The sequence below is a fragment of the Pseudodesulfovibrio karagichevae genome, from assembly GCF_041414475.1.
GTDB classification, from domain to species: Bacteria; Desulfobacterota; Desulfovibrionia; order Desulfovibrionales; family Desulfovibrionaceae; genus Pseudodesulfovibrio; species Pseudodesulfovibrio karagichevae.
Genome location: NZ_JBGLYH010000077.1, coordinates 1 through 15,619 on the forward strand (window position 1 = coordinate 1; position 15,619 = coordinate 15,619).

At 62.1% G+C, this 15,619-nt stretch carries 13 protein-coding genes and 1 tRNA gene; 5 read left to right on the forward strand and 9 right to left on the reverse strand.

Going from position 1 to position 15,619, the window contains the following annotated elements:
- Positions 1 to 110: 110 nt before the first annotated feature.
- Together AB6M95_RS17555 and AB6M95_RS17560 are read right to left on the reverse strand one after the other, a co-directional pair.
- A complete protein-coding gene (locus tag AB6M95_RS17555; protein WP_371388048.1) occupies positions 111 to 878 on the reverse strand; it encodes an exodeoxyribonuclease III in 768 nt (255 codons plus the stop codon).
- Between the two features lie 410 nt (positions 879 to 1,288).
- Positions 1,289 to 1,876, reverse strand: a complete 588-nt coding sequence (locus tag AB6M95_RS17560) for a DJ-1/PfpI family protein (RefSeq protein WP_371388049.1) — start codon at positions 1,874 to 1,876, stop codon at positions 1,289 to 1,291.
- Between the two features lie 110 nt (positions 1,877 to 1,986).
- Between AB6M95_RS17560 and AB6M95_RS17565 the strand changes: the two genes are divergently transcribed.
- Entirely contained in the window at positions 1,987 to 3,156 is a 1,170-nt protein-coding gene (locus AB6M95_RS17565; RefSeq protein ID WP_371388050.1) for a BaiN/RdsA family NAD(P)/FAD-dependent oxidoreductase, read from the forward strand.
- A gap of 145 nt (positions 3,157 to 3,301) precedes the next feature.
- Here the strand turns inward: AB6M95_RS17565 and purT are convergent, their stop codons facing one another.
- Positions 3,302 to 4,483 (reverse strand): formate-dependent phosphoribosylglycinamide formyltransferase, encoded by a 1,182-nt coding sequence (gene purT / locus AB6M95_RS17570; RefSeq protein WP_371388051.1) that lies wholly within the window; start codon positions 4,481 to 4,483, stop codon positions 3,302 to 3,304.
- 429 nt (positions 4,484 to 4,912) lie between these two features.
- On the opposite strand from purT, the gene AB6M95_RS17575 reads away from it, so the two are divergent.
- Positions 4,913 to 5,458 (forward strand): hypothetical protein, encoded by a 546-nt coding sequence (locus AB6M95_RS17575; RefSeq protein WP_371388052.1) that lies wholly within the window; start codon positions 4,913 to 4,915, stop codon positions 5,456 to 5,458.
- A gap of 263 nt (positions 5,459 to 5,721) precedes the next feature.
- Positions 5,722 to 5,807, forward strand: a tRNA-OTHER gene (locus tag AB6M95_RS17580).
- Positions 5,808 to 6,063: 256 nt separating this feature from the next.
- On the opposite strand, the gene AB6M95_RS17585 is transcribed toward AB6M95_RS17580, so the two are convergent.
- Both AB6M95_RS17585 and AB6M95_RS17590 read right to left on the reverse strand, forming a co-directional pair.
- The gene (locus AB6M95_RS17585) at positions 6,064 to 6,672 is read right to left on the reverse strand and encodes an XTP/dITP diphosphatase (RefSeq protein ID WP_371388053.1); all 609 of its coding nucleotides are present in this window, start codon (positions 6,670 to 6,672) and stop codon (positions 6,064 to 6,066) included.
- Positions 6,673 to 6,711: 39 nt separating this feature from the next.
- Complete coding sequence (locus AB6M95_RS17590; RefSeq protein ID WP_371388054.1) at positions 6,712 to 8,193, reverse strand: two-component system sensor histidine kinase NtrB; 1,482 nt, start codon at positions 8,191 to 8,193, stop codon at positions 6,712 to 6,714.
- Positions 8,194 to 8,295: 102 nt separating this feature from the next.
- On the opposite strand from AB6M95_RS17590, the gene rimO reads away from it, so the two are divergent.
- Positions 8,296 to 9,624 (forward strand): 30S ribosomal protein S12 methylthiotransferase RimO, encoded by a 1,329-nt coding sequence (rimO, locus tag AB6M95_RS17595; RefSeq protein ID WP_371388055.1) that lies wholly within the window; start codon positions 8,296 to 8,298, stop codon positions 9,622 to 9,624.
- 1,287 nt (positions 9,625 to 10,911) lie between these two features.
- Here the strand turns inward: rimO and serS are convergent.
- From serS to AB6M95_RS17615, 4 genes are all read right to left on the reverse strand, one after another.
- Positions 10,912 to 12,189 carry a serine--tRNA ligase gene (serS, locus tag AB6M95_RS17600; protein WP_371388056.1) on the reverse strand — a complete coding sequence of 426 codons (1,278 nt, stop codon included), beginning with the start codon at positions 12,187 to 12,189 and terminating at the stop codon, positions 10,912 to 10,914.
- Between the two features lie 42 nt (positions 12,190 to 12,231).
- Positions 12,232 to 12,891: a (d)CMP kinase gene (cmk, locus tag AB6M95_RS17605; RefSeq protein WP_371388057.1), complete on the reverse strand. Its 660-nt coding sequence runs from the start codon at positions 12,889 to 12,891 to the stop codon at positions 12,232 to 12,234.
- Complete coding sequence (gene hisC, locus AB6M95_RS17610; protein ID WP_371388058.1) at positions 12,884 to 13,984, reverse strand: histidinol-phosphate transaminase; 1,101 nt, start codon at positions 13,982 to 13,984, stop codon at positions 12,884 to 12,886. The genes cmk and hisC overlap by 8 nt, the downstream gene beginning before the upstream one ends.
- 316 nt (positions 13,985 to 14,300) lie before the next feature.
- Positions 14,301 to 14,741, reverse strand: coding sequence for a universal stress protein (locus tag AB6M95_RS17615; protein WP_371388059.1), 441 nt, complete (start codon positions 14,739 to 14,741; stop codon positions 14,301 to 14,303).
- A 275-nt stretch (positions 14,742 to 15,016) separates the two neighbouring features.
- Between AB6M95_RS17615 and AB6M95_RS17620 the strand changes: the two genes are divergently transcribed.
- Entirely contained in the window at positions 15,017 to 15,487 is a 471-nt protein-coding gene (locus AB6M95_RS17620) for a hypothetical protein (protein WP_371388060.1), read from the forward strand.
- Positions 15,488 to 15,619 lie beyond the last annotated feature (132 nt).

Genomic DNA, 15,619 nt, shown 5'->3' on the forward strand with positions numbered 1-15,619 from the left:
GGGAACCCTTTTCTCAAAGGGTTCCCTTCTCCCCTTCCCCCGGCCGATCGCTGCTGTCCTCATCCGTAAGGCTCGAAGACTCGCCAACGGCTGGAGGCCCGGAGGCATTCTTAAACGTCTATCTCAACACCAATAGGGCAGTGGTCGGAGCCGAGGACGTCGGGTTCGATCCAGGCGCGGACGACTTTGTCCTTGAGTTCCTCGGACACGAAGAAGTAGTCGATGCGCCACCCGGCGTTGTTCTTGCGGGCGTTGAAGCGGTAGGACCACCAGGAGTAGTGGTGCGGCCCGTCCTCGAACAGGCGGAAGGTGTCCACGTAGCCGTGTTCAATGAACTTGTCGATCCAGGCGCGCTCCACGGGCAGGAACCCGGACCGTTCGCTGTTGGCCTTGGGATTCTTGAGGTCGATTTCCCGGTGCGCGGTGTTGAAATCGCCGCCGACCACGATGGGCTTGGTCTTGCGCAGGGTTTGGGCGTGTTCGAGGAAGGTGTCGTAGAAGCCCATCTTGAAATCCAGGCGCTCGTCGGACATCTGGCCGTTGGGGAAATAGATGTTGAACAGATGGAAGTCCGGGTATTCGAGATGCAGCACCCGGCCCTCGTCGCGGAACCGGCCGTCGGACAGGCCGGTGTCCCAGGAGAGCGGCTCGGGGTTGGTGAAGCAGGCCACGCCGGAATAGCCCTTCTTTTTCTTGGACCAGTTCCAGTAGTGGTTGGAGAAGGAATCGGGCTCGCGCTCCTCCGGGTCGAGCTGGTCCGGCTCGACCTTGGTCTCCTGGAGCATGACCACGTCGCCGCCGCAGCCGTCCAGCCAGTCGCGGAAATCCTTCTTGAGCACGGCCCGGTAGCCGTTGACGTTCCAGGAATAAATGATCATGGCGTCTTCTCCTTTGGATGCAGGGAAATCAGGAGGGGAAGGCCGCTGCGCGGCGTTGTCGGGTGATTTCGCCTCCGGCGGGCAAGGGTTCGCACCCTTGCATCCCGTTTATGCGCCTTCGGCGGGGAGGTCAAAAAAACGAAGGGGAACCGGTTTCGCCGATTCCCCTCATGCCGCGTGCGCGGCGAAAACTAGTGCCCGTTCGGAGAACTGACCTTGATCATGACCAGTGCGGCCACGGTCAGGAACAGCCCCAGGAAAAACCAGAAATAACCCATCATGTTCGCATCCTCCACGTATTGTAAGCAATTGTTGATTTGCTCATAACAGAAACCCGCCGGGAAGAAAAGTGGAGCGGCCCGGAGAAATTCCCCGGGCCGCCTGTTTTCGATCTCGCGGAGAACGGCCGGTTACGGCTCGATGGTGGACCCCAGGACCTTGAGGAACGCGCGCATCCACTCGGGATGGGCGGGCCAGGCCGGGGCGGTGACGATGTTGCCGTCCGTGCAGGCGTTGGAGGCCGTGGCGTTGACCTCGCACCAGGTGCCGCCCGCGCCGTCGATGTCCGGCTTGACCGCCGGGTAGGCGGTGCAGGTCTTGCCCTTGATGACGTCGGCCGCGGTCAGGATCTGCGGGCCGTGGCAGATGGCCGCGATGGGCTTGCCCGCCTTGGCGAAGTGCTGCACGCACTTGATGATGTCCGGGTTGAGGCGCAGGTATTCCGGGGCGCGGCCGCCGGGGATGACCAGGGCGTCGTAGTCCTCGGCCTTGATCTCCTCGAAGGTGGTGGTCACGCCGAAGTTGTGGCCCGGTTTTTCGGAGTAGGTCTGGTGTCCCTCGAAGTCGTGCACGGCGGTGGCCACGGTCTCGCCCGCCTTCTTGCCGGGGCAGACGGTGTGGACCGTATGGCCGACCATCAGCAGAATCTGAAAGGGAACCATGGCTTCGTAGTCTTCCACGAAGTCGCCGACGAGCATCAGTATTTTCTTGGCAGCCATTTTGCTTCCTCCAGAGTAGAGTTTTTACAGGTTCCGAAATCATAGCCCCACCCCGTTTTTTGTCAACACGGTTTCGTGACAATCCAGGGCCCTTGCCGTAGAACCGGCGCATGGACAGACTGGACGCCGTCATACTCGGAGCCGGGGCCTCGGGCCTGTGGTGCGCCATGACCGCCGGGGCGCGCGGCCGCCGCGTGGCCGTCATCGACCACGGGGTCAAGACCGCGCGCAAGGTCCGCGTGTCCGGCGGCGGCATGTGCAACTTCACCAACCTGGACGCCTCCCCCGAGCACTACCTGTGCGCCAACCCCCATTTCGTGAAATCCGCCCTGGCCCGGCTCTCGCCATGGGACGTGGTCGGCTTCCTGGGGGAAAACGGCATCACCTATGAGGAACGCGACCACGGCCAGCTGTTCACCCTAGAAGGCGCGGGCCGCGTGGCCGGGGCATTGGCCGAGCGCTGCCAGCGGACGGGCGTGGAAATCCTGACCGGCTGCGAAATCGGCAAGGTGTCCGGCAACGGGCCGTTCACCGTGGAGGCGGGCGGCCGCAGCCTCGCCGCCGACCGCCTGGTCCTGGCGCTGGGCGGGCCGTCCTGGCCGCAGGTCGGGGCCACGGACCTCGGCTTCAGGCTGGCCGAGCAGTTCGGGCTCAAGCTGACCGAGACCCGGCCCGGCCTGGTGCCCCTGGTCTTTCCCAAGAAACGACAGGCCATGTGCGTGGAGATGGCGGGCAACGCCCTGCCCGCCACCGTCGAGACGGAAGGCGCGCGCTTCACCGACCCCCTGCTTTTCACCCACCGGGGCATCTCCGGCCCTGCCGTGCTCCAGGCGTCCAGCTACTGGCGCGAGAACCGGCCCATGACCATCGATTTCCTGCCCGGCCAGCGGCTGGAAGACGTCATCGAGGAACACCGCGCCTCCAACCAGCAGCTGCGCAACCTGCTGGCCCGCATCCTGCCCAAGCGGCTGCCGCCCCTGCTCCTGGACGCCCCCCTGGCCGACAGCCCGGTCAGCCAGCTGTCCAAGGCCCAGATCGAGACGGCCTGCGAGGCCATCCACCGCTTCACCATCACCCCGTCCGGCACCGAGGGCTACGCCAAGGCCGAGGTCACGGTCGGCGGCGTGGACACGGCCCGCATCTCGTCCAAAACCATGGAGGCCCGCGACGTGCCGGGGTTGTATGTAATCGGGGAAACGCTCGACGTGACCGGGCACCTGGGCGGGTTCAACCTGCATTGGGCGTTCGCATCGGGCGCCGCCTGCGGCGAGGACTTGTAGACTTCCAAGAAGAGGCCGCATAGGGCAACGATACCGACGCCTTTTGCCCAGCGCATCAAAACAAGGACCTTGATCAACACGTTGTCGATCAAGGCCCTTTTTCGGCTTCAGCGGACGCTTTGAGTGAAAGCGGTTTAACTTGCCGCTAATACAAAACAATCACGGCGGAAGAAACTCTTTTCGCCTTCTCCACGGCCGCCTCGACGTCGTCGGCAAGGGCCAGGGCAACGCCGAGACGGCGGACTCCGGCGCATTCGCCTTTCCCGAAGATCAGAACCTTTGTATCCGCCTCGCGAAGCGCGACGTCCACGCCATCAAAGGCGGGCTGGTCCGATGTGCCGTTGGATAAAATCACGCTCGAAGCGGCGGCTCCGTATTGCCGGATACCCGGAATCGGCAAGCCCAAAACAGCTCTCACATGCAGGGCGAATTCGCTTAAATCCTGAGAGATGACAGTGACCAGGCCGGTATCGTGAGGGCGAGGGGACACTTCACTGAAGATGACATCACCATCTTTCACAAAGAGTTCAACACCGAAAAGGCCGCGCCCACCGAGGGCGTCCGTGATCTTGCGGGCATATTCCCGGGCTTTCGCCAGGGTCGCCTCGCTCATGGGCTGCGGCTGCCAGGATTCACGGTAATCCCCATTTTCCTGCCGGTGCCCGATCGGCTCGCAAAACGAGGTGCCGTCAACGTGCCGCACGGTCAACAGGGTGATCTCGTAGTCAAAAGGCACAAATTTTTCGATGATGACACGCCCTTCACCGGTACGGCCGCCGGACTGGGAATAATCCCAGGCCTTTTGGATATCGGCCTCACTTTTCACCGTGGACTGCCCTTTTCCGGAAGAACTCATGACGGGCTTGACCACACAGGGGATACCGATTTCAGCCACCGCCGCCCGGTATTCCTCTGCCGTATCGGCGAAGCGGTACGGCGAGGTGGTCAGGCCGACCTCCTCGGCGGCAAGACGCCGAATGCCTTCGCGATCCATCGTCAGCCTGGTCGCATTGGCCGTAGGGACGACATTGAATCCCTCTTTTTCCAGCTCGACCAGCGTGGACGTGGCGATAGCCTCGATCTCGGGCACGATATAGTCCGGCTTCTCGTCCGTAATGACCCGCCTGAGCGCGTCGCCATCCAACATGGACATGGTGTACGAGCGGTGCGCCACCTGCATGGCGGGGGTATCTTCATAGCGATCGACCACAATCGTCTCAATGCCGAGACGCTGCGCTTCGATCACCACTTCCTTGCCGAGCTCGCCGCCACCAAGAAGCATCATTTTCTTTGCCGATGCGGTTTTGGCCGTTCCCAATGCTGTCATATCCGATCCCTTTGAATTGATTAAAATCGTGCGTTACACAAAGAAAGCTCTATGCCAAATTTCCCCCCGAATTGAAAGGATTTCCCCTTTCGATTTCCGGACGGATACGGCTCGCATCTCGTCCAAAACCATGGAGGCCCGCAACGTGCCGGGGGTATATGTGACAAGGAGAGGCATCGATGTGATCAAGGCATTGGGAGGGTTTAAGTTACATTGGGCGTTTGCGTCGGGGCAGGCGTGTGGTGAGGCTTTGTAGGGCCGCCGTCCAACAAAGTGAATCCACTTCTGCCGTTGCGGTAATGACGTTTATCTTTTTTGTCCCCCCGATTGATTCCTCATCTGAAAAAATGTATAAACCTGCCGTTAATTGATAAAGAATAGATGAGTTGTGTTAATGGGTTGGGATGGTAATAAAAGGACAACAATGGGGTGGCTATGAAAAAGGTGATAGTGGTCGTTTGTTTTGTGATGTTCTGGACATCATTAGTGTTTGCGGAAGATAAAATACAAACTGATCCTTTTGATCTGAGCGCCTCTACCTCAAAAATTCAGGAACTTGGAGTCCCGACAAAAACAGAAGTCGACAACTTGGAAAAGAAGGCAACTGATCTATTTAACGCCGGGGAATATAGAGAGGCTATCCCAGCATTAATTCAATATTCTAAAAGAGCTAACTGGCTGGCAAACATAATTTCTTCAACTCTTGAGCCTTATTACTCCGCTAGTTATGATGATAGAAAACATTTTTCTTCAAATTTAAGTGCGCTCGTTAAAATCGAAAGCACAGCAAACAGCTATAAGCGGAAAAGAAATATAGCAATTGCAATGCACGGTGAATGCTTAATGAAATTAGGGGATACTAGAGAAGCTATTCCTGTGCTAATAAATGCCTTGAACTTGATTAGCATCGATAATGATGTTTGGTGGAAAAGAACTAGAGAAAATTTGTTAAATTTGGTTGGAGTAGATTACTGATAGTTCATGTCGTTTGATATTAGCTTCGGATTAAGTGCTGGATGATCCACGATATTTTTGTTAAATACTCATTAGCCGTCTAACAAAGAGAATCGATTTTAGACCAATTTGATGATTATAATGCCCTACAGACATGTGGGGGGGTGTCCGTTTGATTTTTGTTACAGCAGAGCCAGCAGTTGCTGCGGTGATTTGCTGAAAAACATACCCTCGGACAGCTTCTATTGTCTCCAGCTGTACTTGGTTAAGCACCTAAGACCAGAGAAGAAACCGGGCACGGCTTATGAAGCACGCCTGGAAAGCGTGTATCGGGGGAACTCCAACGGAGGTTCAAATCCTCTCCTCTTCGCCGTCATTCCGCCCCCCTAAAAAAACATCCCGCGATTTGCGCAAGGAAAACGCCGCACCATGATTGAATCATGGCACGGCGTTTCTCGTTTTTCTTGCGCAAATCGCAAACCGGCACGGCGAGGGGCGTTCCTCCGGACCTCGCCGGAGGCGACATGGGGGTCCAGGGGGCCTTGCTCCCTGGCGGGTGCAGGGCAGCGCCCTGCCCGTCGGAGACGCCCCTGCGGCGAGCAGCCGCCGGAGGCCCCAACACACGCCTACTTGTTGGCCTTCGCCCAAAAATCCGGCCACTGCTCCAGCAGCTTTTTCATGGCCTTGCCCCGGTGGGACTTGCCGTTCTTGACCTCGGGGTCGAGCTCGGCCACGTGGCAGCCGAAGTCGGGGTCGACGACGATGACGTCGTAGCCGAAGCCGCCCTTGCCCTTGTAGCCGTGGCCGACCGTGATCTCGTAGGCGCCGTCGGCGGTGATCTCCGCGCCGTTGGGGGCGGAGGCGGCCATGACGCAGCGGTAGCGGCCGGTGCGTTTTTCCTCGGGCACGTCCTGCATCTCGGCCAGCATCTTCTCGTTGTTGTCGTGGTCGTCGTGCTGCTCGCCCGCATAGCGCGCGGAGTAGACGCCGGGGCGGCCGTCCAGGGCGTCGATCTCGATGCCCGAGTCGTCGGCCACGGCCACCAGGCCGGTCAGCTCGGCCACGGTGCGCGCCTTGATGAAGGCGTTGTCCAGAAAGGTCTCGCCGGTCTCGGGAATGTCCCCGATCTCCGGGAATTCGGCCAGGCTCTTCACGGCCACGCCGAAGGGCTCGAGCATGACCGAGAGTTCCCTGATCTTGCCCTTGTTGTTGGTCGCCAGAACGATGGTATCCATGGAATATCCCCCTGAGGTGGTTTGTGCAGGGGGATGAACCTACGCGGAGTCGCCCGAATCTTCAACCGCCAGGGTGGGCGGCAGGAACAGGGTGACCTTGGTGCCGACCCCTTCCATGGAGACCAGGTCCACCCGGCCGCCCAGCTCGCCCACGATCTTGTGGATCTGGGCCAGGCCCAGGCCCACGCCCTTGTCCTTGGTGGAGAAGAACGGGCTGAATATCTTGTCGCGGATGTCCAGCGGGATGCCCACGCCGGTGTCCTCCACGGCGAGCAGGGCCATGTCCTGGTTCATGGCGGTGGTTACGAGCAGCTTGCCGCCCGACTCCATGGCCTCCAGGGCGTTCTTGACCAGGTTGATGAGGCACTGCTTGATCAGGTCCGGGTTGGCGTGGACCCTGGCCATGCCCTCGTCCAGGGAGACGTGCGGGACCACGTTCTGGTTGGAGCACGGCAGCTGCATGACGTCCATGGTGGCCCGGACCACCTCGTTCAGGTCCACATCGGCCACCTGGGCCTCGGTGGGCCGGGTGAAGTTGAGCAGGCTGCGCAGGACCTCGTCCAGCCGCCGGGATTCATCCAGGATGATGGCCAGCTTCTCGCGGGCCTTGTCGCCCACGTCCTTGTCGCGCATGAGCGAATTGGCGAAGCCGCTGATGGAAAAGAGCGGGTTGCGGATCTCATGGGCCATGTAGGTGGACAGCTCGCCGATGGAGGCCAGCCGCTCGGCCTGTTGCAGCCGGTTCTCCATGGCCCGGCGCTGGGTGATGTCCCGGCGCATGGCGACCACGTGGCTGACCGTGCCGTCCTCGTCCGACACCGGGCTGGTGTAGACCCGGTAATACTGGACGCGCCCGTCCGGGTCCACCAGGCTGGTGGTCGTCTCGGCCGGGGCATGGGTGCGCATGGTCTTTTCAAAGGGGTCGTCCCACTCCTCGCACTCGCCTTCCTTGGACCGGGTGAAGATGTCGCAGTAGTTCTTGCCGATCAGGGCCCGCTTGGGCAGGCCGGAACGGTCCAGCACGGTCTGGTTCATGCCCACCACCAGCCCCTCCCGGTCCAGGAACAGGATCTCCTGCTCCATCTGGTCGACGATGGTCTTGAGCATGGTCTGGGTGTGGAGCAGGTCCACCTTGCAGGCCACCCACATCTGGTTGGAGGCCAGCAGATTGATGAAGAAGTGGGCCGCGCCGCGCTCCACCAGGGTGATGGACGGCGGCAGGTACTTGCGCAGCTCGTAGATCAGGCCGGGGCGGCCCGTGGCCTCGATGACCATGTTGATCTCGGGATGCTTCTCGAGCATGGCCTTGTAGCCCGCATAGGTGGGGATGATCCGGCCCGCGTCGGTGGCCTGGGGCAGCACGGACTCGCCGGGCAGGGCCACGGCCACCACGCCGATCTCCTTGAGGGTTTCGTCGTTGCTCTGGTCCTTGAACATCTCCCAGAGGGCGAGCAAGGCGGGGATGTCTCCGATGACGCCTATGATGTATCGTTTATCGTCCACAATGGATCCTTCGATCATTTGACCTCCTCCCCGACCTGTGCTCATGTGGCGCGCGTCCAGGCTGGACTTTGCACCAGCACAAGATTACCCCATTCAGGAAACGTTATCAAAGGAAATGACATGGTGAAACCCTTGAGCACTCCCGTGCGAACATACACCGTCAGCCTGGGTTGCCCTAAGAACCGGGTGGACACCGAGCGGCTGCTCGGCGCGCTCGGGTCGAACATGGTTCCCGCCGACTCCGTGGCCGACGCCGACCTGGTGCTGGTCAACACCTGCGGCTTCATCCAGCCCGCCATCGAGGAGTCCATCAACACCATCCTGGACGTGGTCCGGGAGGCCTCGGACGTGGCCGAGGAAAGGGGCCGCAAGCCGCTGGTCTGCGTGGCCGGATGCCTGGTCTCGCGCTACGGGCAGGACCTCGTCAGCGGCCTGCCCGAGGTGGACCTGTGGCTGAACACCGAGCAGATCGAGCTGTGGCCCGCCATGGCCGCCGAAGCCCTGGCGGTGAACCTGCCCGGCGACACCCCGCGCAATCTTTCCACCGGCCCGTCGTACGCCTTTCTCAAGGTCTCGGAGGGGTGCTCGCACAACTGCCGGTTCTGCACCATTCCGTCCATACGCGGCCCGCACAAGAGCTGGCCGGTGGACTTCCTCCTGGACGAGGCGCGGCTTCTGGCCGACCAGGTGCCCGAGATCATCGTGGTCGGCCAGGACTCCACGGCCTACGGCTCGGACCTCGGCCCGGGCCACGACCTGCCCGCCCTGATCAAGGGGCTGGCCGCCATCCCGAGCCTGCAATGGCTGCGCATCATGTACCTCTACCCCGCCGGGCTGACCGAGTCCCTGCTCGGCCTGCTGCGCGACACGGGCGCGCCGTTCCTGCCCTATTTCGACATCCCCCTGCAGCACGCCCACCCGGACGTGCTCGCGTCCATGGGCCGCCCGTTCGCCCGCGACCCGGACAAGGTCGTGGACCGGGTCCGCTCCTTCTTCCCGGAAGCGGCCCTGCGGACCACCTTCATCGTCGGCTATCCCGGCGAGACGGACGAGCAGTTCGAAACCCTCATGGACTTCGTGCGCCGCACCCGCTTCCACCACCTCGGTGTCTTCCCCTACTGGGCCGAGGAGGGCACCCCGGCAGCGGCCATGGACAACCAGGTCCCGGACGAGGTCAAGCTGGCCCGCCGCGACGCGCTCATGGAGCTCCAGGCCGGGATCAGCGCCGACATCCTGGCCGGGTACGTGGGCGAGACCGTGCCCGTGGTCATCGAGCGGGAGTCGGACGAATGGCCCGGCCTGTACGTGGGGCGGGCCTGGTTCCAGGCCCCGGAAGTGGACGGGGTGACCTATGTCGGCGCTCCGCCCGACACCCGGTTGGAGCTGGGGGACATCCTCGATGTGGAGATCGAGAAGGCGGACACGTACGACCTTTCAGGTCTTGTGTAGGCCTTCTACTGAAAGCGAAGAGAAGAGATGAAGAGATAAGGAAGGCCGCCCTTGGGGGCGGCTTTTTTTGTGGGATAAGATGCGCGGCTGCGCCGCTGAGAGCCGCCGTGCGGGGCTGCGCCCCTGCACTTGCTCCATGCCCTGCGCGGGCGGCGGTTCTTTTTTGCTTGCCCAAAAAAGAACCAAAAAAGGGCCTTGCGCGCGGTGCGGCCGCCCGAGGGATCGTCGGCAAGAATCCGATCCGCTCGGGGCGGCTCCACGCCGGGAAAAGTAGAGGGTGCGCCTTTGCGGGAGGCGCGCCGCTTTGGAAGTACGCCGGGTCCCGGAGGGAGAGCCGCCACCCCTTCGCGGTCGGCTTCTAGGCCGTCGATCCAGGGCTCAGACTGGTCTGCTCCTCTTCGGTCGCTCGGGTGTGGCGAGCGTGGATTATCGGGAGGGTGCGCTTCCGTCTGTGACGCCCTGCAAAGAGAGCCGCTGTTGGACGCGGGGCGTCCAAGGCGCTCCACCGAGCTTGGTAGGGCTTATTGGTGGGCGGGATAACGGGCCAAACGCGATGGAATGAGACGACTTACAGCGACGGGCAATCGGAAGCGGGGCCTAGAGCCCGTCTCGGGCGGCAAAGCGCAGGCTGGATCGCGTCTGCGCAGCAGACATCTATCCAGCCAGCGAGAGCCGCCTACGGGCTCTTGGTCCCGTTTCCGCGAGCTAGCCCAAAAGCGCAGTTTTTGCTTCCTTTTTTCTGCGCCAGCAAAAAAGGAAGTCGCCGTAAAGGCGAAACACCAAGTAAGGAGAACGCACGCTCCCCCACCGCGCATGCGCGCAAACAAAAGGCGTTCCCCAGGCCCGCCGCCAGGCGGGACCATCCTCGGCCCTTCAACAATCAACGCCTTCGACCTCAACCGTCCCCCAACCAGCCCCTGGCGACAGCCAAACATCCCTTACAGCGACGGACAATCGGAAGCGGGGCCTAGAGCCCGTCTCGGGCGGCGAAGCGCAGGCTGGATCGCGGCTGCGCAGCAGACATCTATCCAGCCAGCGAGAGCCGCCTACGGGCTCTTGGTCCCGCTTCCGCGAGCTAGCCCAAAAGCGCAGTTTTTGCTTCCTTTTTTCTGTGCCAGCAAAAAAGGAAGTCGCCGTAAAGGCGAAATTCATAAATGAGGCGGACAGCCAAAAGCCCCGACGCGGATGCGCGGACATACCACGGCGCCCCACCTCTCCCCCCAAAAGAAAGGGCCGGGAAAGCACTCGCTCTCCCGGCCTTTGTCGTCTCTTAAAACACCACGCCCGTTAAGGCGTAACCACCTCAAGCCCCCCCATGTAGGGGCGCAACGCCTCGGGAATGACCAGGGAGCCGTCGGCCTGCTGGTAGTTTTCGAGGACGGCCACCAGGCAGCGGCCCACGGCCAGGCCGGAGCCGTTCAGGGTGTGGGGGTAGAGCTTCTTCTTGGAGTCCTTGGGCTGGAACCGGATGTTGGCCCGGCGCGCCTGGAAGTCCTCGCAGTTGGAACAGGACGAAATCTCGCGGTACTTGCCCTGGCCGGGCAGCCAGACCTCGATATCGTAGGTCTTGGCCGCGCTGAAACCCATGTCGCCGGTGCACAGGGCGATGGTCCGGTAGTGCAGGTTCAGCAGCTCCAGGATGCGTTCGGCCGAGCGGGTCATGTCCTCCAGGGCCTCGTAGGAGTGGTCCGGATGGGCGAAGTTGACCATCTCCACCTTGTAGAACTGGTGCTGGCGGATGAGCCCCTTGGTGTCCTTGCCGTAGGAACCGGCCTCGGACCGGAAACACGGGGTCTGGGCGCAAAACTTGACCGGCAGCTTTTCCTCGGGAATGACCTCGTCGGCGTAGATGTTGGTCAGGGGCACCTCGGCCGTGGGGATGAGGTAGAATTCGCGCTCGTCGGTCAGCTTGAACAGGTCTTCCTCGAACTTGGGCAGCTGGCCCGTGCCGGTCATGGTCTTCTTGTTGACGATGAGCGGCGGCAGGACCTCGGTGTAGCCGTGTTTTTCGGTCTGGGTGTCGAGCATGAACTGGGCCAGGGCGCGCTCCAGCCGGGCGCACCAGCCGAAGCTGACGGAGAACCGGGCCCCGGCGAGTTTGGCCGCGCACTCGAAGTCCAGGCCGCCGAGCGCGGTGCCGATCTCCCAGTGCTCCTTGGGCTCGAAGTCCATGACCGGCTTCTCGCCCCAGTAACGCAGGACCGGGTTGTCCTCCTCGCCCGCGCCCTCGGGCACGGACTCGTGCGGGATGTTGGGCACGGCCATCATCCAGTCGGATTCGGCCTTCTCCACCTCGGCCAGTTCGCGGTCGAGCTCCTTGGTGCGTTCGGCCACCCTGCCCATTTTGTCGAGCAGGTCCGAGACGTCCTCGCCCGCCCGCTTGCGCTTGGCGATCTCCGGCCCCACGGCGTTCTTCTCGGCCTTGAGGGATTCCACCTCGCCGATGAGCTGCTTGCGCCGCTCGTCCAGTTCGGTGAATTCGGCCACGTCGATTTTCGAATGGCGTTTCTCGAGGCTCCGCCGGATCAGGTCCGGATCCTTCTGCATCAATTTGAGATCAAGCATGACTAAAATATCTCCTCACGTTGCTTCGAAACAGGATGTACCCTAGGCAACGGCTTCTTTCAAGACGGCCAGGACCCGGTCCCGGTCCATGTCCGTGGTGTCGATGACGGCCGCGTCGTCCGCCGCCTTGAGCGGGGCCACTGCCCGGTTGCGGTCCTGGTCGTCGCGCCTGGCGATCTGTTCCCTCAGCGCATCCAGGTCGGCGGGCTTGCCCATCCCCTGAAGCTGCAGGAACCGGCGGCGGGCCCGTTCGTCCACCGAGGCGTCCAGGAAAAACTTGTGCGGGGCGTCCGGGAAGATCACGGTGCCCATGTCGCGGCCCTCGGCCACCAGGGAGTACTTCGCCCCGAGCGCCTGCTGGGCCTTCTTCAAAAAGGTGCGGATGACCGGCAGGGTGGCCATGTTAGAGGCCCACATGCCCACCTCCTCGGTGCGGATTTCGTTCCCGATGGGCGTGCCGTTCAGGGACAGGACCGAGTCCTCGCCCACCCCGGACAGCCCGTATTCGAAGCCCGCCAGGGCCTTTTCCAGCCGCTCTTCGGGCCAGTCCCAGGCCCCGTCGCCGAGCTTCCAGGCCACGGAACGGAACATGGCCCCCGTGTCCAGGTACGGGATGGACAGCAGCCGGGCCAGCCGTTTGGCCATGGTGGACTTGCCCACCCCGGCCGGGCCGTCGATGGTCACGATCAGGGTGTCACCCATTGAGGATGTCCCCCACGGCCCGGATAAACAGCTCGTTTTCCCTGTCCGTGCCCATGTTCACCCGGATGCAGTCGGCCAGGCCGAAGTTGCCCAGGTGGCGGACGATGATGCCCCGCTCGAGCAGGGTCTGGAAGAGCGTCTTGGCGTCCATGGGCGGCCGGAACATGACGAAGTTGGACTGGCTCGGCCAGACCTTGCACCCGAGCCTGGTCAGCTCCCTGGTGAAATACTCGCGGCCGCGCATGACCACGCTCAGGGTCTCGTTGAAAAAGGTCTCGTCTTCCAGCGCGGCCAGTCCGGCCTCCTCGGCCAGCAGGTTGACCGTGAACGGGATGCGCGCGTTCCTGAGCAACGCGGCCAGGCTCGCGGGCATGATCCCGTAGCCGAGCCGCATGCCCGCCAGGCCGTAGGCCTTGGAGAACGTGCGCAGGCAGACCAGATTCTCGAACTTGTCGAAGGCCTGGACCGGCGAATAGGACTCCGGCGGCCAGGCGAATTCGATGTACGCCTCGTCCACCACCAGCAGGCAGTCCTTGGGCAGCACGCCCGCCAGCACGGTCAGGTCCTCCACCCCGGCGGCCAGCCCCGTGGGGTTGTCCGGGCTGGTGACCACGACCAGGGCCGTGTTCTCGTCCGCGGCCTCGGCCAGCGCGTCCAGGGGCAGGGCGCAGTCCTCGCCGCGCGGGACCACCCGGTACTCCAGGCCGCACAGCTTGGCGCACATGCCGTACATAGCGAAGCTGTGCTCGTAGAAGACCACGTTGGACTTGCCGGGAACGCACTTCATGCGGAAAAGCATGTCGATGATCTCGTCCGAGCCGTTGCCCACCAGCACGCACTCTTCGGGCACGCCCACGTTCTCGGCCACGGCCTTGGTCAGCCTCGGCGTATGGTTCTCCGGATAGCGGAAGGCCCGCGCCGCGTTGCGCTCGATGGCCTTCATGACCAGGGGCGACGTGCCCAGCGGATTCTCGTTGCTGGCCAGCTTGATGACCGACGTGAGCCCGTACCGCGCCTGGATCTGCTCGATGGTCAGACCCGGCACGTACGGCGCGAAATCCATGATCTCCGGACGAACGGTAAACTCTCTCATCACTCTCTCCTCGAAAGAGGGCCTCGCCGGCGGGCGTCGCCGACGGCTGGGGCGCTGCCCCAGGCCCCGCTTAAGAACCTTTTGAATAAGGTTCTTAAGGATCTCCAAAACTTTTTGTGTGCCTTCGGCAGGGCCGTGCGGGCGCGGGCTGCCGTGCCCTTTCGCTCCCCTTACCCCCCCGCTTCCCTCGCCCCCGCGAAGCGCCCAAAAAGTTTAGGAAGGGAGTGGGGATGGGGGCCGGGGGAGACATTCTGCCCATAAAAAAGGAACGGCCGAAACCGTTCCCTTATATGGTTTAGGTCAGTCCGTAAAGGAACTAGCTGGGCCGGACGGTGAGGACCGGGGCCTTGGAGCTCTTGACCACCTTTTCGGCCACGGAGCCGAACAGGATGCGGTCGATGCCCTTGCGGCCGTGGGTGCCCATGACGACCATGTCGCACTTCTCGGCCTCGCAGATGGCCAGGATTTCCTCGGCGGGATAACCGGTGACGACCTTGCCTTCCACGTTGAGATCCTTGAAGTTCTCCTTGACGAAGGCGCTCATGGTGTCTTCTGCGCCGGTGACGATCTCACCCACGAAGCTCTCGATGGAGCTGGGCGGCACATGGAAGCCCACGTACTGGCTCAACGACGGCGCGACGTACAGCACCAGGATCTGCGCCCCGGAGCACTTGGCCATCATGTTGGCGTAATCGGCGACCATGGGGCTGTAATCAGAAAAATCGACCGCGCACAGAATCTTCTTGATTTCAGGCATGGGTTTCTCCTCCTTGCGTATTGTCTACCCCTCCGGAAAATGCGGAGGGAAATGAATCCTGCCTTGTTCCTATATGCCTCTCCCGCTCCCGATAGACAACCATTTTCTTCTCCAGTACAGTTGCCGGGAGCCCGGTGGCCCCCTTATCGCTCCGGCGGCAGAATTTGCCGGGCTTTTTCATAAAAAGAATAAGATTTTCCAGTCGGTTGTCAATAGCCGGGCATTGGCAAGGTCTTTGCATTATTCCAGGCAAACCACAGGATAGGAGTTGAACCATGAAGATCCGTCCTGATCAGATCGAGGGCGTCCAGCAGGAACAGGCACAGCGCCGCAACAAGGCGAAGCAGTCCGATGCGGCCTTCGGGGATCTTCTCAATCAGGAAGTGGCGCGGGGAGAAGCGACAGCCTCGCATTCCATCGCGCCGCCCATGATCGTGAATCCCCTGCTCGCCGCCGGAGCGGTCGCCAAAGTGCAGCCCGTGTCCGAGGACGGTGCTCAGGTCGCGGACCAGGTGGAATCCATTCTCGACAAGTGGGATGACTACGCCGCCACCCTCGCCGACCCCGGAGCCGGACTCAAGGCCGCCTACGGGACCCTCGACGAAATAGCCGACGACGTGGCCACGCTCAAGGCCGAACAACCGGACCTCGGGACCACCCACCCCGGACTCAAGTCCATCGTCGACGAACTGGAAACCCTCGCCGCCGCCGAACAGTTCAAGTTCAACCGCGGCGACTACGCCTGACCCGAACACGACCCCATTTCGCCCGGCCCGGCCCACCAACGTGGACCGGGCCGCCCTCTTTTGAAAGGCAGGCCTCCGGCGGCCGGGGGAAGGGGAGGAAAAACCCTTTGAAAAGGGTTCTTTCCTCCCCTT

Excerpts from the sequence above, each read along its gene's own strand:
- AB6M95_RS17555 (WP_371388048.1), bottom strand. The coding sequence starts at position 878 with ATGATCATTTATTCCTGGAACGTCAACGGCTACCGGGCCGTGCTCAAG.
- AB6M95_RS17620 (WP_371388060.1), top strand. The coding sequence starts at position 15,017 with ATGAAGATCCGTCCTGATCAGATCGAGGGCGTCCAGCAGGAACAGGCA.
- cmk (WP_371388057.1), bottom strand. The coding sequence starts at position 12,891 with ATGGGTGACACCCTGATCGTGACCATCGACGGCCCGGCCGGGGTGGGC.
- AB6M95_RS17585 (WP_371388053.1), bottom strand. The coding sequence starts at position 6,672 with ATGGATACCATCGTTCTGGCGACCAACAACAAGGGCAAGATCAGGGAA.
- AB6M95_RS17560 (WP_371388049.1), bottom strand. The coding sequence starts at position 1,876 with ATGGCTGCCAAGAAAATACTGATGCTCGTCGGCGACTTCGTGGAAGAC.
- AB6M95_RS17590 (WP_371388054.1), bottom strand. The coding sequence starts at position 8,193 with ATGATCGAAGGATCCATTGTGGACGATAAACGATACATCATAGGCGTC.
- serS (WP_371388056.1), bottom strand. The coding sequence starts at position 12,189 with ATGCTTGATCTCAAATTGATGCAGAAGGATCCGGACCTGATCCGGCGG.
- AB6M95_RS17615 (WP_371388059.1), bottom strand. The coding sequence starts at position 14,741 with ATGCCTGAAATCAAGAAGATTCTGTGCGCGGTCGATTTTTCTGATTAC.
- hisC (WP_371388058.1), bottom strand. The coding sequence starts at position 13,984 with ATGAGAGAGTTTACCGTTCGTCCGGAGATCATGGATTTCGCGCCGTAC.
- rimO (WP_371388055.1), top strand. The coding sequence starts at position 8,296 with ATGGTGAAACCCTTGAGCACTCCCGTGCGAACATACACCGTCAGCCTG.
- AB6M95_RS17565 (WP_371388050.1), top strand. The coding sequence starts at position 1,987 with ATGGACAGACTGGACGCCGTCATACTCGGAGCCGGGGCCTCGGGCCTG.
- purT (WP_371388051.1), bottom strand. The coding sequence starts at position 4,483 with ATGACAGCATTGGGAACGGCCAAAACCGCATCGGCAAAGAAAATGATG.